We start from the raw sequence: 25360 nt of genomic DNA on the forward strand, positions 1-25360 counted from the left end.
ATGGAGGATTTAGCAGAAGATGAAAGATATATTTGCTGATAAAATTCTATATAATGGATTAATTGTGTCAATTGACGATAAGAAAAGCACTTTTGAGGCTATTGCCTTAAAAGATGGCAAAATCTTAGCATTAGGAAACGAAAAATACATTTCAGGTTACAAAGGAATAAATACTGAAATCATTAATTTAGAAGGAAAAACAGTACTCCCAGGCTTTATTGATGCGCATCAGCATATTTTTAACACGGGCTTTAATTTGTTAAATATTAACTGTGGCTTTTCCACATCAGCTGAAGTACTTGATGCTGTTAAAAAACGGGTAAACGAAAGTAAACCGAATGATTGGATCATTGGTTGGGGTTACAATGAATCAAACTTTTCCGATGATAACCCATTAAGTCAAAAGGATTTGAATGATATAGAAAATCCAGTGTATATCGGAAGATACTGTTTGCATGAGGCTGTTCTCAATGAAAAAGCTTTAAAACTGGCAGGGATTACAGAAAATACTTATGTAGAAGGAGGTCTTATAGAAAAAGATCAACAAGGAAGACTTACAGGAGTTATTAAAGAAAAGGCATTGGATCTTGTTAAAAATGTTATGCCTCCTTATACAGAAAAAATGCTCGAAGATATGGCGTTAATAGCTGATAGAGAGTACGTCAAAAAAGGGATAACAAGTGTACATGAAGCAGGATTAGGCTTTTTTACAGGTACACTGGTTGAGTTTAAAGTATTACAACAATTATATGCTAATAAAAAAATTAACGTTCGAACATACGCTATGATTCTAACAGACTTTTTTGAGCATCTAAATGCTATAAAACTTCAAGGAAATTTTGGAAATGATGGTTTAAAAGTAGGATCAGTTAAGCTATTTTGTGATGGATCCATGGGCGGACAAACTGCGGCTGTATCTGTCAAGTACTTACATTCAGAAGATAATTATGGGATTTACAAATATTCTGATGATGAGCTCGAAAAGAAAATATTAGAAGCACACAAAGCAGGATATCAAGTTGCAGTTCATGCAATGGGGGATGTTGCCATAGAAAAGGTTCTTTCTATCTTTGAAAGTGCATTGCAAATGTACCCTCGTAGAGATCATCGTCATCGAATTGAACATGCTGCTATTACCAATGAGAAAATTATTCAAAAAATGAAGTCACTTGGTGTAATCCCAGTACCTCAATACGGATTAGTCTATGAGATGGGAGATACCTACATGAAGATTCTAGACAAACCTATATACGATCATGTATTTGCAAGCAAATCGTTTTATGATGCAGGTCTTAAGCCAGCTGGTAGTTCAGACAGTCCTGTTGTTAATTTTTCTCCATTGGAGGGAATCTATGCGGCAATGAGTAGAGAAACAAAAAGTAAATCCGTTTATTTACCTGAGCAAAGACTCAGCTTATATGAAGCTGTTGAAACATATACGGTTTTTGCAGCATTTTCTGCATTCGATGAAAATATTAAAGGTACATTAGAGGTTGGGAAACTAGCAGACTTAGTCGTATTGCCTGCGAACTTTATGGAGTTTAGTGCTGAAGAAGTAAAAAATACAGAAGTAGAGATGACGATGATTAATGGGGAAGTTGTCTATCAAAGGGAAAGGAAGTTTCAACATGGGTGATAAAAAGCTGTCTATTAATTTGAATCGATTAATGCAAACAATAGATGCAAGTGCCAAGATCGGCAGTCTTCCAAAAGGAGGAATTCGTCGCTTAGCACTAACAGATGAAGATAAGCAAATGCGGGATCTTTTTGTCGAATGGTTGAAGCAATCAGATCTACATGTACGTATAGATGATTTTGGAAATATTTATGGAAGAACAAAAGCACAAAATCCTGAAGCACCTCCTATTCTAATTGGTTCCCATCTTGATACTCAACCAGAAGGCGGATGTTATGATGGAATTCTTGGTGTTTTGTCCGCATTAGAAGTTATCCGAACCTTAAATGATAATAAAATTGAACTAAATCGTCCAGTGGAGATCGTTTCATTTACGAATGAGGAAGGCGCACGTTTTGCACCTCCTATTATGGGGTCTGGTGGTCTTTCGGGAATATTTGATAAGTCCTTTATTTTCAGTCGTCAAGATAAGGATGGAAAGACCTTTGAGCAAGAATTAAAACGGATTGGCTACGAAGGCAACGAAAAAGATCGATTAAAGGATATTTTCTGTTATATTGAATTGCATATTGAGCAGGGTCCTGTTCTCGAACGGGAAAATTTGGACATTGGTATTGTAACAGGAATTCAGGGGATGAATTGGTTGGAGGTAAAGGTTATTGGACAATCGGATCATGCAGGCCCAACCCCGATGTCTATGAGAAAAGATGCATTATTGACTGCTGCCAAAATGATCACAGATAGCAATCGACTTATTTTGGAACAAGACAACGAATCAACAATAACGGTTGGCTGCATCTCAATTAGCCCTAATTCAATCAATTGTGTACCTGGTGAGGTTACGTTTTCCATTGATATAAGACATCCAGATAACCAAATCCGAAAGCAATTAATGTCGGAGATCCGGCAAAGATTAAGTACAATAGCGATCATTGAACAGGTTCAGATTGAAATGAAGGAAATTTGGGAAACGAATTCAACTGATTTTTCAGATGAATTAATAATTCATTTAACAGAGGAAGCAAAGCGATTGGGTTACCAATATAAAAAGATGGTTAGTGGTGCAGGTCATGATGCTAAATATATTAGTGATATGACGGACACAGCAATGATCTTTGTCCCAAGTGTTGATGGGAAAAGCCACTGCCAAGAGGAATATACAAAAACGGAATATATTGAAAAAGGAGCAAATCTTCTTTTGAATGTAGTTCAAAAAATAGCTACGGTTAGTAATGTTAACATATAAATCATTATTTCTCTGTCATAGTGCGTTACGATCCCAAAAGTAGACAATATATTTTCGGATTTTCTTAAAGAACTCAGTGCTGACAAGGACTGAGTTCTTTCTCCTTCTCATCATCCTACAAGTGTTTCATAACCCTAGAAGGCAGTCAAGGAAGGCACTTGACGACCTTCTAGGATTATGGGTGCTATTCTTCAAAAAGGAGAATGGCTTTTTCTTATTGAAGACAAGTAGCGGAGATTCTAAAATAAATGTAATAAAAGCTGTTAGTGAAATCTTAGGATATAAAACTTAAGGAAGCAAAGACTTTAGTTGATCAGGCACCTATTACCATTCTATCTATGACAACAGTAGAGAAAGCTGAGGAATTTGCTTATATTTTAGTGAAAGCAGAGGCAAATGCCCGAGTAAAGACTTATAATGGTAATTATCACATTGTAAGAGCAACAGAAGATGAAGCATACGTTCTAATTGAGGACCCTAAACCTCGTATGTTTGCACCCTCAATTCAAAAAGATAAATGGTTTATAAAGAGCGGTCAGATAGTCTCTTAAAATTCAATCGTTGCTAAATTAGATCGTGGATTCGTATTTGACCTAATGAATATTAAAGCTGGGGCTAAGGGTCAAATTTTGGATATTTTGGTACTTAATGGTCAAGCGGTGAAGAAAGGCGATCCGATTCTTGTGATTAAAGTTGATGACTAAATTAGTTTAATTTATATAGAATACCTGAAAGATTTCAATGTGTGCTATATCTATATATGATCATCATGCAAAAAAATCTTACAAAGGGAATAAATAAGGAAACAAAGGCTTGATATCGACAAGAATCAAAGGAGGGAAATTGCCCTCCTTTGCTACGTATCATAATTTATAATAAGGGTTGTTTATAGTCAGACATAAAAACACTAGCACCTTCTACATAGAATAGAGAAGAAATTTCAAATTCTTGAGGTAACATGAAGTGTAATTGCTCATAACCTAAAGCATTTACTAATAAATGAGCTGCTTCTGATGATGCTGGAAAGTTATTGGGATTAATGTCATTAGAGACTACATAAACTAACTGTCCATCTAATACTTGGATACCAATAATATCTAAGTAAGCAGTGTTTGAACCACTATTGAAGTCTACCTCAATGGCTTGAATAGTGGACTCATCAGCCATTAAATCTACTCTATGCTTATCTAAAGAGATAGCCTCGTCAGTTACTCCAAAAATTAGATGATCATAAGAAACTGTCTCTTCAACATTTTCAGGTGGTGTTACGTCGGATTTATGTGGGTTGTGCTTACCTTTCTCCCACCCGTAGTGATTTCCATTGTTTAAACCGGAAGTGACCACGGATTTGTGTGGGTTGTGTTTGCCTTTCTCCCATCCGTAATGATTTCCGTTGTTTGTGCCAGCAGCAAACGCTTGTGTCCCCATGGATAAAGACATTGCCCCAGCAAGAATAATTCCTATAAATTGTTTCATTTTGTGTTATTCCCCCTAAGAAGTAAGTATCGCAACAAAAATTATATTACCATAGATTTATGACACTTTGTTCGCTAATATAGTTCGCTTGGGGAAAATATAGAAGATATACATATGTACACAACGGGTGAAGGCGGTGCAGAAGCCGAATTTTTTCTTTTTGCTATCTTTCATATATTAATAGAATTAGCTTTAATTTATTATTATGGAAAGTTACCAATTATCAGATTTATAAAGTTCCCAGGCTTTTGATAACAGTACGATAAATCCCAACTCAAATTGTATATTAGAGGAGTATTGCCTTGATTATGAAATTAGGTTAGTGAAAGAAGTAATTTTTCTATCTTTAGAAACATGGGGACGGTTCTTGTGTTTCATTTTGGAACAATGGGTAGGGTTGGTAAGGGATCCCCATAAAATAGATAGTTAAATAAAGGGAAAAAGTTTCAATTTTTTCTCATTTAAACCATATCTCCTAAGATTTGCACTAAAAGTGAAACAGCGGAACTTTGTCAACTTTTGTACAATACGGAGTGGTTCCTATCTAATCGTCTAGGAAATCCTTTACTGTCACATTTACTCTATCGTCCCTCTTACAATCCAGGTTTCATCCAGGGTGGAACAAAGGAAACATTGTCGCAGACAAGGGTTACGATGAGCGGGTTTCAGTGGAGGACTTAGTAGAATCTGCCGAGATATATGCTGAGACGGCAATCGAGTATCTTAGGTCATTTTAAATCTATTCACTAAACTTATGTTAAATCGTATTTGTTATTAAAGCCAGGTGCTAATGTTCAATAAGTGTTCAGGCTTTAATAAGTCTTTGACCTTCCAAAATGTCAGCTAGTTAAATCATTAGTTATGCAAGAAAAGGGAGCTATTCTTGCATAAGATAGCGCCCATTCTTTATTTAACGAGGATGAACTTTTCGGAAAGATCCCTTATTCCAGCTTATCGGGGGGATGGGCAAAAACAACCACCATATTCTTATCTAACCATAACGTTTAGGACTCTTTCATTGATATAGATAACCTCTTTCTTTTCTTTATCGAAATAATAAACTTTCATTTTTTGATACGCATCGTCCTAATTATTTGTAAGCACTCCAAATTACCCATCAGCTAATTGAATCATATTCGAATAATTAGATTTGAATCCTAGTAGTTTGAATCGTGATCGACTGTAACGTTTCTGCATCCAGCTCCTAATAAAATAAGAAATATGAGCCCATTGGCTCAGTCCCACGGTGAAGTAAAGGATTGCCGTGGCGGGGGACGGACCCCATTTTTTGACTTGCGAACACCTTTATCTTCAATAAAGGGCTATGTTGAAGGTTTACTAGATGGGGTAGCAAGGGATCAAGAAATGCGTGAAAGGTATCTGAGAGTTATTCATGATAAATCAAATCACTTAGATTATTTAATTTCGAATACTCGAAAATGGAAATATACGAACTTCCCCTTCATAAAGAAGTTGTGAATGTAAAATATTACATTGAAGAGATGTTGGAAAAAATGAAATTTGATTTGATTCGAAATGAGACGAATCTTGAATTGATTGAAGTCGAACAAACAAATAACCATCTTATTGTAAAAGTGAAAGATGATGGTCAAGGGATTGATGAGGAAAATATCTCAAACATTTTTAATCCTTTTTTTCGCGGTGAAAAGTCAAGAACTAAAAAACAAAGTAGTGGATCAGGATTGGGTCTTTCCATCATGAATTATATTATGAAAACTCATCAAGGTTCTATTCATGTCGAAAGTCAAAAAGGGGAAGGAAGCCTTTTTACACTCACGCTTCCATTTAATTAACTTAAAGTCTCACCACTAACGAACAAAGTCATTGACTGGGAAGTACAACGCTTCTATTCAACAAAGAGATCCTCCATAATCGGGTGCATTTAAGGAAAAAGAAATGCGCCTTCTTTAGCTATAGGACCATTTAATGGAGGAAGGAACTCAGGAAAAATTGAATACTTAAGGTAATGCTAGTGTGGTGTTTGTGAAAGGTTGTACTTAAACTATAGGGTAGTTTTTTCGAAGAAGGAGAAGTTCCTTTTTTGTTGAAGTTATATTAAATGAATCAATTACTTTTTGGTAGTTAGGACAATTGGGAGGGAGTTAGAGGGGATTAAATGAAGAATAAAACTAACCTGAAAATTATAAACTGGAGTATTTTCATAATAGTTGTATTGACGGCGGTTATTACTGCAATTGTCACATTATACGACCTATACAATACACCTGCTTTTGGTGAAGATGCGCAGTCTCGTGTGGGATTCCGTTGGGGGACACTCCATATTATTATCTCGATTGCCATACTGATTATTTCTGTTTTTTTAGCAATAGGTTGGAAACGATTATTCCCGTTCAACGTTCCTATTACTATCATTCTGGTTGGTTTTTGCTATGTATTATTTTTTCTTACATTTACGATTGGATGGGTTGGTATACAGGGGATGATTGGATTCTTTATCGCTTTCCTAATAGGGGTGATTTTAATAAGTTCTTATTCAATTTCTTTTCTTATACAACGTCTCAAGACTACAAATAAGAGTTAATCATTTGAATTACTTTAAAAACAACCTTCTGCTAATGGGTAGCAATATTTATCGAACCAGGCTATCATATACAGCATTCTTTTTATTAAAGTAACGGGGTAGCATCCCTGTTAAATGTTTGTGAAAAAATGTACTTAAACTATCGGGTGCTTATGTTAAAAAATGGGGTTGCCGCGGCAATCCTTTTTCTTATTCGACTAACGGGCAGGTTAATTTAAGAGTGGTGCATACTATTATTCAACAATCGGTTGCTTTAAGGAGGGGATAATGACATGAAGTTTATTTACTTTAATGATACAGGAAGAACAGTTACCATACACCGAGCTACTTTTTCACAGGTTGTAAAGAATTAAGTAAACCAATTAGCCCTCTAGAACAAAGAGTATTTGAATTGCCAGAAGGTACATTTCCTTGGGTATAAAATGTGGGATTATGGAGAAATAGATTAAGCATATTCGTTTCACCTATGAAAGAAGCAGAATAATATTCTTCAGGATTTCTCTAAGTTATAATAATTGTTGAACATTGAAAATCGCTATTTTAACTCTCGTAAAAAGCTGAAAAAATACAGAAAATAGGGAATAAGTGGGCATTTTTGAAATATGTTTAAATCACTAAATATTGATATAAAGGGAATAAAAAGTGACCTAATCATAGTGATTCGGTCTACTAATAGTTCTGTTATTCCGTGTGTTTCTCCCCTATAACGATACTTAAGGTTGGATGCCCCTCTTTTTTTAAATCGGTTGATTCCAATGCATTCAACTAATATATTTAAGTTTAAATTGTATAAGTTATTTCTTTGTGAATTTGGTCATCATTGAATTTAAATGTGGCTTTATTTCTTCTAACAAAGGTTTCATATTTTTTATGAAAGCAGCGGCCCTATCTATGGTTTCAAAAAGTAATTTTTGGTCTACTCCGTTAAGGAGCTGCTCAATTTGATTTTCGGGATCCTTCGTTTGATGTATCGGTTCTTTTCTACGATGTCCTAAAATCCAGTCGGGTCTTTGAGGTCTTATAATGGATGACGTTTGATTATCCTCTGTTTCTTCTATTTTTAACGGTGCTCGTCTCTGTCTTTTATGCCTGAACATAAAAGTGGATAACATGTCCGATTCATGCTCTGAAACTGGATTCTGTCTTTTATCTTTTTCCATATTATCGTTCCCCCCTTTCCTGGATAAATTATGCTCATCCTTATTTAAAGGATTGGACAAATCATCCCTATTTATGGTCATGTGAGGAAAGAGTCCAACAAACAAAACGCCAAAAATGTATATTTTCATTGATTTGTTAATCAGTCCCTGATACCTAGTATTCCATTTATTCAAAAAATATAAGGGAAGAGGGTAATACTCATACAGAACCTATTACGCCGCTTTTTTGCCAAACCTAGCACAAAACGTCTGTTTTCATTAAGGGCCATATTCTTTTATAAGAGAATACCTATTAGGAACCCTAAGAAAATTCCATTAACGATCATTTATGGCTTTAACTTCAAAATAAACATAGAAATAAATACCAGTGTTTTTCCAGAGTGCAAAAAAGTTATACATAGCTAGATTATATTAAAACGTTGTTGTATCGTTACATATTGAAAATGTTACGGTGAAAGTCAATACAGAATCAGGTTTTTAATAAGTCTTTGTCTTTTTGGGAAAAATGTACAATTTCACTTCGTTCATGTTGTTTATCCAAACAAATTATATTCAGATACGTAAAATAAAGTATCAAATTTAAGGTGGTGAAGAAGATGGGCTATGGATATAGCTGTGGTGGCTACGGTTATGGCGGAGGATACGGCAGTACTTTTGTTTTAATCGTAGTATTGTTCATTCTTTTGATTATTGTTGGAGCTTCTTTCTATAACTAATAGCTTTAGTGGTGGATATGCAAATAATTTTTGCGTTTACTTTTGTTTTATCCAACCTTCAAATCCTAAGAACCTCTGAATATATTTCAGGGGTTTTTAGTACATACGATATTTCTCTTGATACATAATTTATAATAACAATTCGAGAGGAGGTATAGATTTTCTGAGATTAGACCGGACATCGATCAATACCTTCAAGCAAACAGCAGGAATGCAGAAGAACGAGTGCAACTATTCCGCTTAGCATGGGATTTAACAATGAGTCCATTTGGCACAAGACAAACTCAGTATGAAAGGTACTTCTTTGGCGATCCTATTCGAAAAGCAAATGGCTTGTACACATTCTATCCAAAGGATAAACAGGTGGATATAGTGAGTGTATTATTAAATTTAAAAAAACAAGATATTTGATTGTAAAAAATAAATTACAACTTCGAACGTTCCCTTAACAGGTAGAGACGCTATTCCTATCTGTTTGCTTAATTAAGACCATCAACCTATAGTATTTTAAAGCCTCTGGATGAAATCTAGGTGGAATTATAATTCGGGGTTACATTAAGAACATATCCTTTTTCTAGAGAGTTAAAGAAATTCAGGGTTTTCTTGTTTAAATTTTAATTAAAAAGTACAGGGCAATTTAAGCCTTGAGGCATACATTATTGTAAGCCGCCACCAGTGTAGCAGTCTCATATATTTCACTCTCCAGTAGAAGAACGGTATAGGATACCGTCTTCTTCATACATATTAAATCTTTTATAACCTTCCGGGTTAATTCTGGAAAGGGCTCAGACTACTAAGGACTACAAAAAACGGGTACTTTAGCATAATAAGGAATTGAAATATTGAGCCTGTTCTTATATATTCTTGCTCTTCTTCCCCTTTAGAAAACACACTGCCATAAACAACATTTTCTGATTAACCGAATAAAGTAGATAGAGGAGTAAATTGCAACATCAGTAATCAAATTACGTGAAACTTTGTTTTTCAACCTTCAAGTAGGAGAATAGCTTTTTCTTATTGAAGTAAAGGGTAGTTTAGTGGAAGAAAGGAGCGACTAACAATTCCCTTTAATTTAAGAGTAAATATGGTTATCATTTGCTATTTTAGGTAAAAAATTAAAGGCGTTGTGTTTGATCCTGGTACATGAGATTTTTTTCAATCGGACTCAGGTTGTTTTTCTAACCATTCATGTTTAACCATAATATTATAAGAAAAAGCACCAGCCTCCATTGCGTGGGTAAATACTTTAGAATAGTTTACGATTATATCCGATCTGAAGCTGGAACCTATTGATCCACCATAGTAAGTAAGAGCTGCATTAACTAAAAACCCTGCGTGAAACATGAGCAATTTGTCAGAAAATGGGCTTACAGTAGAATCGGTAATCTCAGCATCCCATTTCTCAGGGATTGGCAAATGATCCTGTTGTAAGATAGCGTCAAAGCTTTCAGCATCTTTCCCTGCTAATTTAACGTTCTTTAACATAAAATTACGAACGTCTTCACGAACTGCCACCTGACTAAAAGCTAAACTTAACGAACTGATAAAACCAGTTTTCGTAGAATTAAAAAAAAGAGTGCTGATTTCCGAACTATTTAGTGGTCTTTTGTCACCAATTAAATTAGAAATAAATCCTGGTGATTCTATAAACTCCGCCCCATGAGGTGAAGGAATAGAGGGGACACTTGTAAATTTTGGCTGTTTTTTTGCTAATTCGGCTATTTTTTGGAACAATTCCTTAGATGAAACCGTACAATCAAAAAAATAATTTTGAATGTCTTGTCGCTCCATGTTTGTAATCGCTAAGCTATAAGCGGTTAAACCATGTATGGTCATTATATACGTGTAAAAAAGTAAAAATTGGTCAGAAAACAGTCGAGGGGAATTAACATTCACGTCATTCTCAGTAAATCCTATTGGGATTTGAAAATTAGCGCTTTTTAAGAATTCGGTGATTTTCGTAACATGGCTCTCAGCTAACTGTAATGCGAATTCTAAAATGAGTTTTATCTCTTTGTTTTCAACGATGTTAAGAAAATATTTGTATACACATATTGCCATACTATCGCCCAGATACTGAAGCCAAAGGGCTGATACTTCCGCAGCGGTTAAAGAGTTGCTAGTGTTGCTCCTGTTTTTTTTGAAAATTCCCATAGGAAATACCTCCAATTTTTTTCATTGGGTATTTTAAGATTATTTTATGGAATTGGTATTGAAGTATACAGCTTCCCTTATTTTCCCTTTATACCAAAAACACTTAATATTGACTTTTGCTCAAACAAAGGATAATTGTGAAATATTGTACTTAAATAACTGTCAAATACTTCAACAAGGGTTTTGTTTTTTTATTTGAAACATGGGGACGGTTCTTGTGTTTCATTTTGGAACAAGGGATGGGAAGGAATCCCCATAAAATCGACAGTTAAATAAAGGGCAAAAGTTTCAATTTTTTCTCATTTAAACCATATAACCTAAGATTTGTATCAGATTTGAAACACCGGAACCGACCTAGCGTTTTGCTTATAGTAGATCTTGAACGCGTACAAAGTGGGGTGAGTAAAAAGTATTGAAGTTTGAACAATTTAATGAAATAAGTGTCTGAGTTTTAGGAATTTCGACAGTGGACAATCTATAGAAATCCATTTAAGATTTCTATAAGTCATAGTATTTCAAAAATTGAAAAAGAGGAGGATGTTCATTGTTTAAAAAAACAACATTATCGATTTTGCTTGCAGCTAGTCTTTCTGTAGGGGCCACTCCAGCATGGGCGGCACCAAAAGAAAATCTACAATCCGATCAAGCATTTGACAATAGAATTGTGAAACGGATTAAAGTAGACAACATTTATAACCATATTGTTAAGCTTTCAGAGAATCCACGTGTTGCCGGAACACCAGGTGAAGACGCCGCAGTTGAATACATAAAAAGTCAATTTGAGTCTTATGGATATGACACGGAAGTGCAACCATTCGAGATTTATAGTTACACAGCTCCTAGTTTAATAGAATTAAAGGTTGATGGGATGAACTTTGAACAGGCACCACTCGACTTTAGCTATGGTGTAAATGGGGAGGTTACAGCGGACCTTGTTGACGCTGGGTTAGGAGCGACAAGTGATTTTGCGGAAAAAGATGTTGAAGGAAAGATTGCATTAATTGAGCGTGGTGGGTTTAGCTTTGCAGAGAAAATCTTAAACGCCTCTAAAGCAGGAGCAGCAGGTGTCATTATTTATAACAACACGGATGGTGTCCTTAATGGAACTCTTGGTGAACCTAATGATAAATATGTTCCGGCTGTAGCGATCACACAAGAACAAGGAACCGAATTAAAAGAACGTTTGGAAAATGGTGAAACCGTAACGGCCACTTTAAAAATAGAAGGAGCTGAAACAGACAAGGCCATTTCTCATAACGTAGTTGCTACGAAAGAAGCAACCCATAAATCTACAAATCAATTGATTCTTGTGGGGGCACATCATGATTCTGTAGATGGGGCGCCAGGGGCTAATGATGATGCATCCGGTACAGCGACTGTACTTGAGTTGGCACGAGTATTTGCGAATGCGCCAACCGATACGGATATTCGTTTTGTCACTTTTGGCGCTGAGGAAAATGGATTATTAGGATCCTATGAATTTGTAGAAAGAATGACACAGGAAGACTATGATCGAACAGTTGGTATGTTCCAAATGGATATGGTTGGAAGTAAGGATGCCGGCGACTTAATTATGTACACGACTGATGGTGATAAAAATACTGTCACGGATTTAGGGGCAGCGGCTGGTGCACGCTTATCCAAGACGGGAGAAGCAACAGCTTATGGAATGCAAGGGCGAAGTGACCACGTTCCATTTTCAGAAATTGGACTTCCTTCAGCGTTATTTATCCATGCGCCAGTTGAACCATGGTATCATTCACCAGAAGATACGATCGACAAAATTAGTAAAGAAAAACTAAAGGAAGTATCGAATATTGTTGGAGCTGCTGTTTATCAAGTGGCTCGCCCAGATACTCCGGCATTAGAGAAGGCAAAAGTTGCACCAAAAGAAGTCGATTATGATTTTGAGGAAAGAGAACTATAATAAATGTTTTTTGCAACTGCACATGCAAAGCGTCTGCTACACTATCAGCAGATATTACCGATGTAGTAAAACACTAAGTTATTGACCTTCTGAATTTGAATTTAAATCAAATTCAGAAGGTCTTTTATTTCGGAATCAATCGGATTATCAGCTTTCGTAAAAAATGACAAGAGACTACTACTTTATCTTATTTATTATTATTTTGGATATTTAATAATCACCATAAAATTCACATTTCATTCTACTCGTTTTTGGCGTGCGTCATATTCATATTCTTGCTTCCCTTCAAGCAAATCTAAATAGTGTGTTGATAGAGTTTGAAGGTTATCAAAAATACCTTTAAATACTGTAAGGAAGTTTTCTAAATCCCCTACTTCGTTATCAAATGTATTGATTTAGAATTGTGGTTCTAAATCATTGTTTAAAGAGTAACGACAAAATGTAACCAGTTTAATGATAAATGGGCTTTACAAACAATCAAAAAAATGATTAAGGAACATGTGTATACAGATCAACATGATGTTGTCATACTAGATGGTTTTGGGATGAGTTCGGTGGTCAATAAACTACAATGAATCTTAGGGAAAAGAGTACCAAAGATGTTGAGAAACCATCTGCAGTTTCAAAAAAGGGAAAGACTGGTGATTTTCATGATATCCATGGAACACCATTCAAATCATCTTGGCTTGAATCACTTCTGGAAATCTTTGCGGTCTTTACATGTGTGGATAAAAATCCGACTTACCAGAAGCCATCAATAAATGGCTTCTGAAACTATTTCAATTTAACTGTCTTATATTCTCCACCGGACCATCCTAATCCTGATGAGAGTTGCAAATCGTAAGTGGCTAGATCGGCAGGTACCTCAAATACAATTTTTCCTTCTCTGGACATTTGAGGATTAACCTCTTCTAGGAACAAATTAGCATCTCCTAGTAACATCATAATATCTCCATCCTGCATTGGTTTAAATTCGTTTCCTCCCGATTTAATTCTAAATAGTCCCGCATCGACCATTCGAGCCTCTGAATCAAGATTTTTTACAGAATAATCAACGACAATAAATTTTCCTGTTGTTGTTTTACTGTCTATAAATTGATTATCGCTTTTAATTTCATTTGTCTCACTTGAGCCCTTGACTACATATTCAAAATCTCCAGTCTTAACTGGCTGACCGACACTTAAAAGTTCTTCTTTTGTTTCTTCTTCCTTTGCGGAGGTATCACCTTGTTCTTCTACCTGTTGCTCTGTACCCGTATCTTCATCACCACCACCACAAGATGCGATTCCAATGATTATAATTATTAGTATCCAAAACCACCAACGCTTCCAAATCGGTTTTCTTTCTTTAGCCAAATATAAAACCTCCTTTCAACGTTATTATGGTTTTATACAAATTGCATTATGCGCCACCAAAAAAACCATCCTAAGATGACTACTTCACTTGCTTTTGTAAAAAGCTCCTTTCACTGAGATCGATGTACATATACAGCTAACTAATCTGCTTCGATAGTTTGAGTGCAATTTCTCATTAATTATTGGTTCGGGTTCAAATACAGAAACAAATAGAATAAGGTTGTAGGTCCACTTTAAGATAAGCAAGCTCTTTATGTTTATTTTGAACAGTCAATGTATGAATTCCTTTTTATTTTGGGCAGACTTTACCGATCGATGAAACTGCTTTATTAGCTTAAAAAGAATTGAGTAATCATCGCGAACGCAGTTTAATATGGTAGATTTTGCTGTGCCAAAAAAATTCCCCAGTACCTTTTCGCAAGGATGTTTCAATCTTCTATTTTTTGTAATTTAAAAATCTGGGCATATGTAGGAGTATATCAGAGAACTATAACACCTAGAAAAACTTAATTGTTTTTAAACACCTAGCCGAAATTTAGACAAAGGGGACAAGATACTTTGAATAAATTCGATGAAGAAAGTTTTGAAGAATCGTTTGAACAAGAAATGAATAACGTAAATCAACAGTTGGACAAAGAAATTATCTTTGCAATGATTGGTGACGTTAATGCAGGAAAATCCTCTACAATAAACCGAATAATTGGCGATGAAGTAGCATCTGTTGGATCGGAACCAGGAGAAACAATAATAGTTAATAAATATAAATACAAAGACAAGATAATTTTCGCAGATACACCAGGGTTAGATGATATTAATAATAAAAATTCAGAAGAAACTATCAGATTTTTCAAAGAGGCAGACATAATATTATTTTTCCTAAACGCTGCAGGTACTGTATTCTCAGAAGGTGAGAAAAAGCACTTTCAAAACATCAGTAAAATTAATAAAAAGGTTATAATTGTTATGAACAAAATTGATGCTGCTGAAAATATACCAAATCTTGTTAAATATGTACAAGATAAAACGAATTACGACTATAAAGTTGTACCAATATCTTCGAAGACAGGCGAAAATATTGAAATGCTGAGAAATGCAATAGTGGACATCCTAAAGGATGTAAAAAAAGATATTCTTTTCGCTAAACATATTAAGGAAAAATCATCAATAGCTAACAAATGGATAGTAGCTGCAGCAACAACTGCCGCTGGAATAGGAGCCTCACCAATTCCTGGTTCAGATGTAGTTCCAATAACAGGTATTCAGGTTGGTCTAATGGTAAAATTAGCAACATTATATGAAAAGCCTTTAACTAAGGATAGAGCAAGGGAGTTAGCAATAGCAACGTTTACTGGCAATATAGGAAAAAGTTTATTCAGACAAGCTATTAAGTTTATTCCTGGTGCTGGGTCTATAGTTGGTGCAAGTATTGCAGGGAGTATGACCTTTGGATTGGGATATGCAATTAAGTATGCTTATGAAAATAATATTGAACTTAATGCCGATATATTAAAAACTTTATCTAAAACATATATGAAAGAAAAAGAGGACATATAAAGACACGAGATACAAGGGATATAAAGCATTATCGAGATAAATTTTGGTACAAAGTCATGGTAATGATTTGAGGTTACTATTGAACATACTGCCAAAGCAAAATCAATTAACGTATTTTCATAAGTTTTGTAAAAGACAAAACCCCTACAAACCAATTGTAGGGGTTTAAATTAACTTTAAGGGTTTAATATTTAAAAGGAATTTAGATATCTTTGCAGAACAATGCTGGACCAACGGGAAATTGTTCGACTCGGGATATGGTTATCCAGCAATGAAACAATCCGCATCCTCCCACGTTTATGGTGAATTATACTCTGTAACGGATACCGAATTGTTGCGGTCTAGGTATTTGCATCGGAACCCACAGAATAATATTGTGGTTGTCATAAATTTAAAAGGTAGTTCTTGATCTTACTTCGAATGTGACATGCGATCCATTCATACATATCTTCTAAAAGAGACTTACGTTTAGGTTAACATTTTGACTTCATAGCCATAATAAATTCCAACGTTAAAAAAGAAGAATTAAAGTTACCCTTTACCAATACCACGCACCTGCTGCAAAGAAATTTAGGCGATATACATTTATAAAACAGGAGGGCTGCGTATGAAATTTACAATAGAGTATATACCACTGAACAAAATCAAACCTGACTTATCCCTGAAAATCACAAAGCACATGAAGAAACTTCAGAGGTTAATGTGGGACTGCATGATGTATGTTTTGGTTGTGAAAAAAAATTACAAGGATGGTAGCTATATCATTGTTAGCGGTGAAGAACGATTCGAAACCCTTAAAAAACACACCAAAAATATTTATGCTCCATGTATTGTAGATAAAAGTGATTCCACCAGAATGATATCGTGGTTATATCGTTTGAGATTACGGCACAAACAACCCTTAGATGACTTTCCTTTAGCGCCAACCAGTTGGTTAATCGTTCGATCCTTTTTGAAACAAGAGCCTCGTTTTCAAAAACTATCCCGATCTGAACAAATAAGGGTGCTGCGTATAGCGGCATTTTACAAAAAAACCGTGATTTATACCATGAACAAGACAGTGGCTGAAATTCTAAGAAGTAAACAATAATGTGTGACTGTCTTTTTTTGATTTAAAAATGTAATAACAGTGCACTAGAGCCTTAATATATTGATTAAAGTTTGGAACAAAATGATCACGGACAACGTTGGAAGTAAAATGTTTCGATTCCCAATATTAAACAGTTTAATGATGAATGGGCTATAAATCATATAGAAATCGTTTGGGAGCGTTAATGGGATCTTTTATTATTAACGCTCTTTTTTTGTCTGTACTAACGGGTAACTTTTTCTTCTGTAAGAAGCATAAATGCTCTTCAACAATCGGGCCAGATAATTGAATAACTTATTTAAAGAAAAATTGTTATGGATTAAGAGATCGTGATAACTTTCACTTAAACGAAAGGGAAGATTAGTTTAATAAAATCACCTTATTTGGTAATATATAGGGAATAAAAATGTAAAAAAGAAATTTATTAAGAGGTGGCTAAATAATAATGACAACAAATAAAAAATTAGGTGAAAGTAAGAAGTTGTCTGGTCCTGAACAAGTAGCAGAATTTATGAACAACCTTGAACATCCATTTAAAGAAGAAATAGAAGAGGTTCGAAGTATCATTTTAAGCACTGATGATAAAATTACTGAACATATTAAATGGAATGCCCCTAGTTTCTGTTATGAAGGTGAAGACCGAATTACATTTAATCTTCATGGAAAAGGATTTATTCGACTTGTATTTCATTGTGGTGCTAAGGTAAAAGACAGAAAGACCAATGAACCTCTGATTGTAGATCCTAGTGGTATATTAGAATGGAAAGCAGTAGACAGAGCTATGATGAAATTTACTGATAAAAATGACGTTAAAGCTAAAGAAGAAAAGCTTAGAGAAATAATAACAAAGTGGCTCAAAGTTATTTAAGATGGATGATGCCCCTTCTTCCATTAACGGGTAGCTTTAGTGAATAAAGAATTAATTGATTTTAAGATTGGGATTATGTTTTAGTTATTCCATTATAGGGCCAGATTGTGGAATAACCTTTAAGGGAATGGATATTTATGTTAGAAGCTCGTAATTTCATCATAGAGCTTGGTAACTAAATAGAAAATGCGAATCTTCATTAATAATCACCTCTCTGTTCGCAGGATCTGCACCATGCCCCTCAATAATAACTTCATCTACTTTTTCCATCCAATAAACGCCACCGATGATATTATTCCGTATAAGAAGATGCCATTTCTAGTGGTGCTCTTTCTGGGCTTGAATAAAAACCGCCACGTGCTGATAATAAGATATACTTCTTATCCGTCATTAATCCAATTTCCTGACCTTTTTCATTAAACTTAAATGAATAACCAGTATCGTAATCAATAAATGATTGTTTACGCTGTTGGAATCGTTAAGTTCCATAAAGGGAACGCAAATACGACTACGTCTACTGGTGTTAACGCTTCACGTGATTTCGTTACCGCTTCAAGCAATGCACTTTCGATTGAAGTTAGTTCCTCACCTGTTTCTAATTTAGCATAGGCATTGAACAAATCTTGACCTAAATGAGGCATATTTGCTTCGAATTTCACAAGTGAAGAAAGGGTAAATTTGGATAAAGAATATTTTTCATTATTTATGAATTTAAAAAAACTTGATGAAGCATTCAAATTAATCAAACAGTTGGTAGGTCTTTCTAATCTAACGTTATTAAAGATAGAAACAGAAGAAATAAAGTCAACTGAACACCATGACGAACCCAATATACTCAACCGCTTCACGGAAGAAGAAACAACTTTTCTAAAAAACGCTTTTGCCTATATGTCAAAGGTACAAGAATGATTAATCGGGTAACCGAGAAAAACAGTACACCAATGACTGAAGATAAATTTCGTAATATCTGCATATACAGTTCATTTAAGGAGGTTTTAGTTGGTTCAAGAAATTTTCCAAAAGGTTAATTTAGGTTTGGAATAAAGTTTGATCAAAACTATCCCGCTAACACGCATTTTTCGTTAAATAAATTTATTACTTAATATTCGAATAACGCTAAATCAGATATTCGTGGGATTGCGGATGGGATCTGTTCAAATTATTTAAAGATTTCAAAGTGGAACCGTTAAATTTGATAGGGATAACCAATGCAGGAAGTGTTAGTCTATAAAGTAGAACAAAATCAAATACTGAAGACTTTAGGTGATTAAAAATAAGCTATTAGAGGTGGTTAAATTGTCTTTTAGGAATATCCTAATTGTTGATGATCATATAGAAATTATACAATTGATGACTGATTTTCTAGAAATGGAAAACTACAATGTTTATAGTGCTAAAAATGCTAAAGAGGCAGAATCCCTTTTAAGTCAAGTGAAATTAGATTGTGTTATTTTAGACATTATGATGCCCGGGATAGACGGTTTTGCACTTTGTAAGAGGATCCGAAAAGAATCAGAAGTTCCTATTATATTTTTAAGTGCATATCAAACCGATGCAGATAAAATAAGAGGTCTTACGCTTGGAGCTGATGATTACATTGTCAAAACTGCTAGTCCAAGCGAAATAGTGGCAAGGGTCAAGGCACTTGAAAGACGAATTGGTATGTATTTACGGAAAGCCAAAGAATCACAGAGAGTTTTATCTGTCGATCAACTTGAATTAAATCAAGATTCAAGGTCAGTGAAAGCAGCGAATAAAGAAGTTGAACTAACGACAATCGAGTTTGATTTGCTACAATACTTCATGGAAAATGAAGGGAATGTGCTAACATACGAGCAAATCATCGAAAGAATATGGAATGACGAGGTAACGGGCTTCCATAGTGTACGCGTCCATGTTGCAAACTTAAGAGAAAAGTTAGCTCCTTTTTCATCTGTTCCTGAGATAAAAACAGTTAGATCAGTTGGATACCAATTGCTTAAAAGAGCGAGAGGATAAAAGATGACAAAGTTAAGTTTTAGGGTATTTATCTTATTGAGTCTAGTTATTATAATTTCTGTACCAATCTTTCTAACGAGGGCAGCTTCGAGTCTAATAGGCGTATTGTCATCTAAAGAGAATCAAACATACGATTCAGACTTGTGGATACAGGAAAATATATTAGATGTAGAGAAGATAGAGTTCTACAATGACGAATGGAGGGATCAATTAAAAGCAAAAGCAGAAAAAGATAAATTTGAATTGCTAATTATTTTCGAAGATGGAGAATCGCTCTATACCAAGGGTATAAGAGAGCCTAAAAATACGTCTTTACTAATTGAAAGTGACCGAGCCCTTTCAGGAAATCTTTTTAAACATTATTATTTTGGTCTAGATCATTATAATATTTATTCAGACAGTTCGTTAATTGCATCAGTGTATTTGAGCTTTCCTAGACCTGCAGAAGAACAACTTAAAAGCACGAACTATGACTTCATCATATACATTAGTACATTTTCTATAATTGCGATACTCTTTATATTATTTCTGCAAGTAAATTTAATGAAGCCATTACGCTCTATAAATGAATCTTCACAGCTTATATCGAATGGGACATATAATGTAAACTTACCAAGTTCCCATATTAAAGAAATGAACTATACCACTAATGCCTTTATTGAAATGGCAAAAAAACTTAAACTATCAAAAGAAAATAATGAACGTTTAGAAGATGAAAGAAAGCTTTTTGTGTCTTCCATCGTTCATGATTTAAGGACACCGATTTTTTCATTACGAGGTTTTTTGGAAGGCTTAACAAAGGGAATAGTTAAAAATGAATCAAAGAAAATGCTATATTTAGAAATGAGTATGAAACAAGCAAATCATCTGAATGAATTGGTTACGTCTTTAGCTAATTATGCAAATATTGAAGGTCAAATTAAACTCGAAGAAATAACAGTATTTCAAGTTAACGATGTGATGGTCGATTTAAAACAGATGTTATTTTTTAACATCTCAGAGAAAGAACTTACGCTGCAAGTTAATAATCTAACAAGCCAATCTATCGCTGGTGATTATGTTTTGCTAAAAAGAGCATTCGAAAATGTGCTTGTCAATTGTATACGTCATAGCACGCTAAAAGATAAAATTGAAGTGTTCATTAGAGATAGTGAAGGATTTATCGAAACTATGATTCGAGACAATGGAAAAGGGTTTGCCGAAGAGGATTTAGAGCATCTATTCAAACCATTTTATAAAGGAGAAGAAGAAAAGTTCAGTACAAGTCAAAGAATGGGTTTAGGTTTAACAATTGCACAAGTAATTATTCAGAAGCATAATGGTACAATCCAAGCCTCTAATGATGATGAAAAAGGTGCTAAAATCGTCGTGAAACTACCGAAAAACACTTCGAAATAACAGAATTATTAAAAATGCCGAAGGGAATGGGTTCCTTCGGTTTTTATTATGGAGTTCTACATTCTTCGAAGAAAAGTGAAGGAGAATTGTTAGGGATATCGTCAAATTGCACTATATTTATTAGGTCTAGTAATTTCTTTATAAAATGATGATGTTTCTTTATAAAGTCTTGATATAAGCTGGATAAAAAAATGATGTCTCCTAGTTATAATATTGGAAGAAATATAAGGAGGAGATAAAAATGCCAGTTCTTCAAGTTAAAGGACTTTCGAAAGTATATGGACAAGGTCAAAACCAAGTAATGGCTTTGAATCAAGTTGACTTAAAAGTTGAGAAGGGAGAATTTGTGGCCATAATGGGGACAAGTGGTTCCGGAAAGTCAACGCTATTAAATATGATATCTGGGCTTGACACTTATGATGAAGGAGAAGTGTTAATAAGTGATGAAAATATAAAAGGTTATTCGGACTTCGAATTGACTCGTTTACGTAGAGAAAAAATCGGGTTTATTTTTCAGTTTTTTAATTTAATCCCCGTATTATCTGTGATCGAGAATGTGACACTCCCAGCAATGCTAAACAAGAAAAACAACAGAGTTTTGGAGAAAAAAGCAATTGATTTATTGAAATTAGTTGGTTTAGGTTCCTTTATTCAATCCAAACCTACTCTCTTATCAGGAGGGCAACAGCAAAGAGTGGCGATCGCAAGGGCACTGATCAATGAACCCGAATTAATCTTGGCAGATGAACCGACAGGGAGCCTTGATTCCAAAACGTCAAAAGAAATGATGAATATACTAAAACAATTTTGTAGTCAATTTAATCACACGTTAGTTCTAGTTACACATGATGCAAATGTGGCGGCCTATGCAAATCGAGTAGTTTTTATGTCTGATGGAAAAATCGCTGATACGCTTCATTTGTCCAATTCTGCATTAGAACATCAGGACAAGGTAAGGATAATCTCTTCAAAAGTTGAGGGATTAGGCCTATGAGAATATTAATTAAAACTGCTGGAAAATTTTTGTTAGCCCATAAAAGTAGAAATCTTTTTTTAATGACTGGCGTTGCGTTAGGGGTTGCACTAATTGTTGTTGTCCAAGTATTGATAGCCAGTTTAGAAGCATCAAATGAGTTGGCAATTAAAGAGCAATATGGAGACTTTGATTTAGTAGTAGGGTATCAGACAGCAAAAAATTCCGTTAAACCAAATGAAATGGAAGTAATAAAGGGTTTAGAGGCAGTTAAGAATACAACACGTTTTCTATATCCTTATTTAGATAAAGAAACAGAAATGGATATGTGGGGAGAACCTATATATGTAGGATTTGAGAATGATGAATTAGCATTTGAATATCCATTTGTTTCATTAGCGCAAGGGGATTTCCCGAAGGAAGGCGAAGTGCTGGTTTCTTCAATATATGCAAAACAACATAACCTTAAAATAGGTTCTTCTATTGAAATGAGGTTTCCACCAAATGGAGTGAAGGAGGTTGTTATCTCCGGTTTTATAGAAGACAATGAAGCACTTTCTAACATGGCTATTTTTGAGTACGGATGGCTTCAACAAGCAACATCAAATGACGGACGTACAACCGCGGTTATTATACAAACCGACAGACATGAGAATAAATCTATGGTGATCGATCAAATACGTGATTTGAATCCAGATTTTTTTATTGATCAAAGAAAAGAGATTGATAATGAGCGTGAGAATATTGGAGGACTAGGACCAATTATACAAGGTCTCAATATTGCTATTTACCTTGTTAGTGCTTTGATTATCATTAGTACGATGCGCATGTCTGTTCAAGAGAAGCAAAAGGAATTAGCAACGTTGAGACTTTTAGGGTTTGAAAAAAGGCATATTCTAGTTCTTGTTCTGATGGAATCTTTAATATTGGGATTACTATCTTTAGTAGCAGGATTAATCCTTGGGATGTTATTACCTATCGGAACGCTTGACTTTTTTATGGACCAAATGAAAATTGATTATGTTGAGCTTGTATTTCCATGGTTAAACTTGTTATTGAGCATAGGGATTTTTAGTATTGTAATCTTAGTTTCTTCTCTTGTTCCTGCTTATCAAGCAAGTCTAGCTCCTCCGATCGTTGCATATCGAGGCTCAGCAAAAGTGCAATTTCTATCAAAAAAATATATATGGATTAGTATCATAGTTATCTTAATTACATTTGTTTTGTTTTTTATCAATAATTATTTTCTGGAAGCAAGATGGCTGTACACCGTAAATGCCATTTTGTTCTTAAACTGTGCATTTATCAGTATCCCGCTTATGTTTGCACTTTGTGTCTGGCTATTAGATTTATTCTCTAGATTTATGAAGATACCTGTAGAGTGTGTGTTAGCTGCCCGGAACTTATTAAGACAATTAAACCGAAATGTGCAGCTTTCAGCTATTTTTACCCTTGGTATCGCCATTTCTATTATAGGAATTGTCATACTAACTACTGTGAAAAATGAAACAACTGACATCATTAAAGAAACTTATCCCAATGATTTAAGTGTGACCTCTATCTTTTCATCTGAAGAGGAAGGATTTTCTTACTCTTTCTATGAAGTAGTCGAAGCTGATCCTAGTATAGAAGCCTATTATTATACAAATGAAGTTGTTTTTCTAATATTAAATCTTCCCCGTAATCAGAGTGAATTGTCAGATGTCATATTAGGTATTACTGGGACAGATATTCAATATAGTTTTGATTCTGGGGATGTTAGGACAGACTTGTCTTCTGCAATTGAGATGAGTGACAATGGTGTGATGCTTACAGAAGAAACGGCCAATATGCTTGGTTATACTCTTGGAGACACGATTAATGTAAATGTGTCAGACGATTTAACTGTTTTAGACGAAAGAGAGTTTGTTGTAGAGGGAATCATCACGAACTCAGATCATATCAATGATGGATACCGATTGTTTACAACAAGGGAAAATATGAAAGCAATGTTTGGTATAGACACACTATACAGAGTTGAAATGAATATCCATAATGACAAAGAAGTGGAAACGGTGGAATCAATTAAATCTCTGCTTGAAGATCCTAGCTATTACCATACGATGCTTTACGACCGTGCCGAAGAATTAGAAAAACTAGAAGAACAGTTTTTTCAGAGAATTTTCATTTTATATTTAGCAGTAGGTTTAATGATTGTAATTACGATGATTGGTTTAATGAACAGCTCGGCAAGTAGTATAAAAGAAAGATTAGAGGAGCTCAGTATGTTACGAGTACTTGGTAGCACAAAGAAAAGGTTATTTTCGTTGTTATTGCTGGAAGGAGCTCTTTTAACGGGAACAGTTGGGATGTTTGCGGTAGGATTATCAACAATTTCCGCTTACTGTTTACTTGAAGGTTTAAATGCTACTACATTCAATACTATGCCTATTCTTCTGATTAGCTTAGTCATTGCTTCTCCACTGATTGGTGCCGGAGCAGTTTTATCTCCCGCTCTGTGGGCGACGAGACAAGAAGTAATGAAGGGGTTACAATAAATAGACTGGATAGCTAGTGTCTTAACTTAAGCACCTAAATAAGCATTTGCTCCAGTTTTTGGGAAGTACATTAGAAATCCTTAATGAAATACTAATGAAAATTGAAGAAAGCAAAGGTTATTCTGCGGCATTCACTATGCCTCAAAAATAAGTATCAACTTATTCAATAATCGGGCGCTTTTTTTGAGGAAGTGCCCATTCTTTATTTAAAGAGGATGAACTTTTCGGAAGAGCTCTTATTCCTTTTCGGGGGGATGGGCAAAAACAGCCACAATATGCTTATCTATTCCATGACGTTTAGGTCTGTTCATTGATAGATAACCTCTTTCTTTTCTTTATCGAAATAATAACCTTTCATGTTTTGATACGCATCGTCCATACGTTTGTAAGCACTCCAAAATATCCATCGCCTATTAAACCATATTCGAATTATTAGATTTGAATCCCAGTAGTTTGGATCGTGATTGACTGTAACGTTTCTGCTTCTAGCCCCAAATAAAATAAGAAATATTCGTCAATGGGTCAGTCCCCCGATAAGATAAAGTATTACCGTAGCGGGGGACTGTCTCCATTTTTCTGTGTAATCAAGTGGTAGAATCTCATCCAATCCTTCTGATGGTTGACCGATCCATTGATACAGGAAATCTTTGATTACGTATTGCTCAATCAAGACTAGAAAAATAGGTTAATTGATATAAAGAGGGTTAA

General features: G+C 34.8%; 24 protein-coding genes and 1 pseudogene. 20 read left to right on the forward strand and 5 right to left on the reverse strand.

What is annotated here, in order from left to right; genetic code table 11:
- Positions 1-19 precede the first annotated feature (19 nt).
- The 4 genes from Q5760_RS10355 (at position 20) to Q5760_RS10370 (ending at position 3586) form a co-directional block, all read left to right on the forward strand.
- Positions 20-1636 (forward strand): amidohydrolase, encoded by a 1617-nt coding sequence (locus Q5760_RS10355; RefSeq protein WP_428912103.1) that lies wholly within the window; start codon positions 20-22, stop codon positions 1634-1636.
- Positions 1629-2882, forward strand: a complete 1254-nt coding sequence (locus Q5760_RS10360) for a Zn-dependent hydrolase (protein WP_428912104.1) — start codon at positions 1629-1631, stop codon at positions 2880-2882. Before Q5760_RS10355 ends, Q5760_RS10360 begins: the two co-directional genes overlap by 8 nt.
- Before the next feature lie 338 nt (positions 2883-3220).
- Positions 3221-3433 (forward strand): hypothetical protein, encoded by a 213-nt coding sequence (locus Q5760_RS10365; protein WP_428912105.1) that lies wholly within the window; start codon positions 3221-3223, stop codon positions 3431-3433.
- A gap of 45 nt (positions 3434-3478) precedes the next feature.
- On the forward strand, positions 3479-3586 hold the full coding sequence (locus tag Q5760_RS10370) for a biotin/lipoyl-binding protein (protein ID WP_428912106.1): 108 nt from the start codon (positions 3479-3481) through the stop codon (positions 3584-3586).
- Between the two features lie 166 nt (positions 3587-3752).
- Here Q5760_RS10370 and Q5760_RS10375 read toward each other — a convergent pair whose 3' ends face one another.
- A complete protein-coding gene (locus Q5760_RS10375) occupies positions 3753-4358 on the reverse strand; it encodes a hypothetical protein (RefSeq protein ID WP_428912107.1) in 606 nt (201 codons plus the stop codon).
- A gap of 1221 nt (positions 4359-5579) precedes the next feature.
- On the opposite strand from Q5760_RS10375, the gene Q5760_RS10380 reads away from it, so the two are divergent.
- The 3 genes from Q5760_RS10380 (at position 5580) to Q5760_RS10390 (ending at position 6921) form a co-directional block, all read left to right on the forward strand.
- Entirely contained in the window at positions 5580-5837 is a 258-nt protein-coding gene (locus Q5760_RS10380) for a histidine kinase dimerization/phospho-acceptor domain-containing protein (RefSeq protein ID WP_428912108.1), read from the forward strand.
- Positions 5798-6172 carry an ATP-binding protein gene (locus Q5760_RS10385; protein WP_428912109.1) on the forward strand — a complete coding sequence of 125 codons (375 nt, stop codon included), beginning with the start codon at positions 5798-5800 and terminating at the stop codon, positions 6170-6172. The genes Q5760_RS10380 and Q5760_RS10385 overlap by 40 nt, the downstream gene beginning before the upstream one ends.
- A gap of 323 nt (positions 6173-6495) precedes the next feature.
- Entirely contained in the window at positions 6496-6921 is a 426-nt protein-coding gene (locus Q5760_RS10390) for an RND transporter (RefSeq protein WP_428912110.1), read from the forward strand.
- 794 nt (positions 6922-7715) lie between these two features.
- Here the strand turns inward: Q5760_RS10390 and Q5760_RS10395 are convergent.
- Positions 7716-8081 carry a hypothetical protein gene (locus tag Q5760_RS10395; protein WP_428912111.1) on the reverse strand — a complete coding sequence of 122 codons (366 nt, stop codon included), beginning with the start codon at positions 8079-8081 and terminating at the stop codon, positions 7716-7718.
- A 596-nt stretch (positions 8082-8677) separates the two neighbouring features.
- On the opposite strand from Q5760_RS10395, the gene Q5760_RS10400 reads away from it, so the two are divergent.
- Together Q5760_RS10400 and Q5760_RS10405 are read left to right on the forward strand one after the other, a co-directional pair.
- Positions 8678-8797 carry a YjcZ family sporulation protein gene (locus Q5760_RS10400; protein ID WP_428912112.1) on the forward strand — a complete coding sequence of 40 codons (120 nt, stop codon included), beginning with the start codon at positions 8678-8680 and terminating at the stop codon, positions 8795-8797.
- Positions 8798-8959: 162 nt separating this feature from the next.
- Positions 8960-9208: pseudogene (locus Q5760_RS10405) on the forward strand (4-hydroxyphenylacetate 3-hydroxylase C-terminal domain-containing protein); the annotation flags it as partial.
- Positions 9209-9952: 744 nt separating this feature from the next.
- On the opposite strand, the gene Q5760_RS10410 reads toward Q5760_RS10405, so the two are convergent.
- Positions 9953-10951 (reverse strand): DUF3231 family protein, encoded by a 999-nt coding sequence (locus Q5760_RS10410; protein ID WP_428912113.1) that lies wholly within the window; start codon positions 10949-10951, stop codon positions 9953-9955.
- A 544-nt stretch (positions 10952-11495) separates the two neighbouring features.
- Between Q5760_RS10410 and Q5760_RS10415 the strand changes: the two genes are divergently transcribed.
- Complete coding sequence (locus tag Q5760_RS10415) at positions 11496-12878, forward strand: M28 family peptidase (RefSeq protein ID WP_428912114.1); 1383 nt, start codon at positions 11496-11498, stop codon at positions 12876-12878.
- Between the two features lie 571 nt (positions 12879-13449).
- Positions 13450-13650 (forward strand): hypothetical protein, encoded by a 201-nt coding sequence (locus Q5760_RS10420; protein WP_428912115.1) that lies wholly within the window; start codon positions 13450-13452, stop codon positions 13648-13650.
- A gap of 2 nt (positions 13651-13652) precedes the next feature.
- Here Q5760_RS10420 and Q5760_RS10425 read toward each other — a convergent pair whose 3' ends face one another.
- A complete protein-coding gene (locus Q5760_RS10425) occupies positions 13653-14234 on the reverse strand; it encodes a DUF4352 domain-containing protein (RefSeq protein ID WP_428912116.1) in 582 nt (193 codons plus the stop codon).
- Between the two features lie 558 nt (positions 14235-14792).
- On the opposite strand from Q5760_RS10425, the gene Q5760_RS10430 reads away from it, so the two are divergent.
- The 4 genes from Q5760_RS10430 to Q5760_RS10445 all read left to right on the forward strand — a co-directional run bounded on the left by Q5760_RS10430 (position 14793) and on the right by Q5760_RS10445 (position 17746).
- Positions 14793-15788, forward strand: a complete 996-nt coding sequence (locus tag Q5760_RS10430) for a GTPase (RefSeq protein WP_428912117.1) — start codon at positions 14793-14795, stop codon at positions 15786-15788.
- 208 nt (positions 15789-15996) lie between these two features.
- Positions 15997-16197 (forward strand): gamma-glutamylcyclotransferase, encoded by a 201-nt coding sequence (locus Q5760_RS10435; RefSeq protein WP_428912544.1) that lies wholly within the window; start codon positions 15997-15999, stop codon positions 16195-16197.
- A 198-nt stretch (positions 16198-16395) separates the two neighbouring features.
- A complete protein-coding gene (locus tag Q5760_RS10440) occupies positions 16396-16878 on the forward strand; it encodes a hypothetical protein (RefSeq protein WP_428912118.1) in 483 nt (160 codons plus the stop codon).
- 445 nt (positions 16879-17323) lie between these two features.
- A complete protein-coding gene (locus tag Q5760_RS10445) occupies positions 17324-17746 on the forward strand; it encodes a DUF1801 domain-containing protein (RefSeq protein WP_428912119.1) in 423 nt (140 codons plus the stop codon).
- Between the two features lie 461 nt (positions 17747-18207).
- Here Q5760_RS10445 and Q5760_RS10450 read toward each other — a convergent pair whose 3' ends face one another.
- The gene (locus Q5760_RS10450; protein ID WP_428912120.1) at positions 18208-18405 is read right to left on the reverse strand and encodes a hypothetical protein; all 198 of its coding nucleotides are present in this window, start codon (positions 18403-18405) and stop codon (positions 18208-18210) included.
- 46 nt (positions 18406-18451) lie between these two features.
- Here Q5760_RS10450 and Q5760_RS10455 point away from each other — a divergent pair, with 46 nt between their 5' ends.
- From Q5760_RS10455 to Q5760_RS10475, 5 genes are all read left to right on the forward strand, one after another.
- On the forward strand, positions 18452-18655 hold the full coding sequence (locus Q5760_RS10455) for a hypothetical protein (RefSeq protein ID WP_428912121.1): 204 nt from the start codon (positions 18452-18454) through the stop codon (positions 18653-18655).
- A gap of 387 nt (positions 18656-19042) precedes the next feature.
- Positions 19043-19744: a response regulator transcription factor gene (locus tag Q5760_RS10460; protein WP_428912122.1), complete on the forward strand. Its 702-nt coding sequence runs from the start codon at positions 19043-19045 to the stop codon at positions 19742-19744.
- Positions 19745-19747: 3 nt separating this feature from the next.
- Positions 19748-21142 carry a sensor histidine kinase gene (locus Q5760_RS10465; protein WP_428912123.1) on the forward strand — a complete coding sequence of 465 codons (1395 nt, stop codon included), beginning with the start codon at positions 19748-19750 and terminating at the stop codon, positions 21140-21142.
- Between the two features lie 241 nt (positions 21143-21383).
- Positions 21384-22136, forward strand: coding sequence for an ABC transporter ATP-binding protein (locus Q5760_RS10470; RefSeq protein WP_428912124.1), 753 nt, complete (start codon positions 21384-21386; stop codon positions 22134-22136).
- The gene (locus Q5760_RS10475) at positions 22133-24652 is read left to right on the forward strand and encodes an ABC transporter permease (protein ID WP_428912125.1); all 2520 of its coding nucleotides are present in this window, start codon (positions 22133-22135) and stop codon (positions 24650-24652) included. The genes Q5760_RS10470 and Q5760_RS10475 overlap by 4 nt, the downstream gene beginning before the upstream one ends.
- The last annotated feature ends 708 nt before the right edge of the window (positions 24653-25360 follow it).

The organism is Niallia sp. Kr1, from assembly GCF_050389805.1.
In the GTDB taxonomy this organism is placed as follows: Bacteria; Bacillota; Bacilli; order Bacillales; family Cytobacillaceae; genus Bacillus_BD.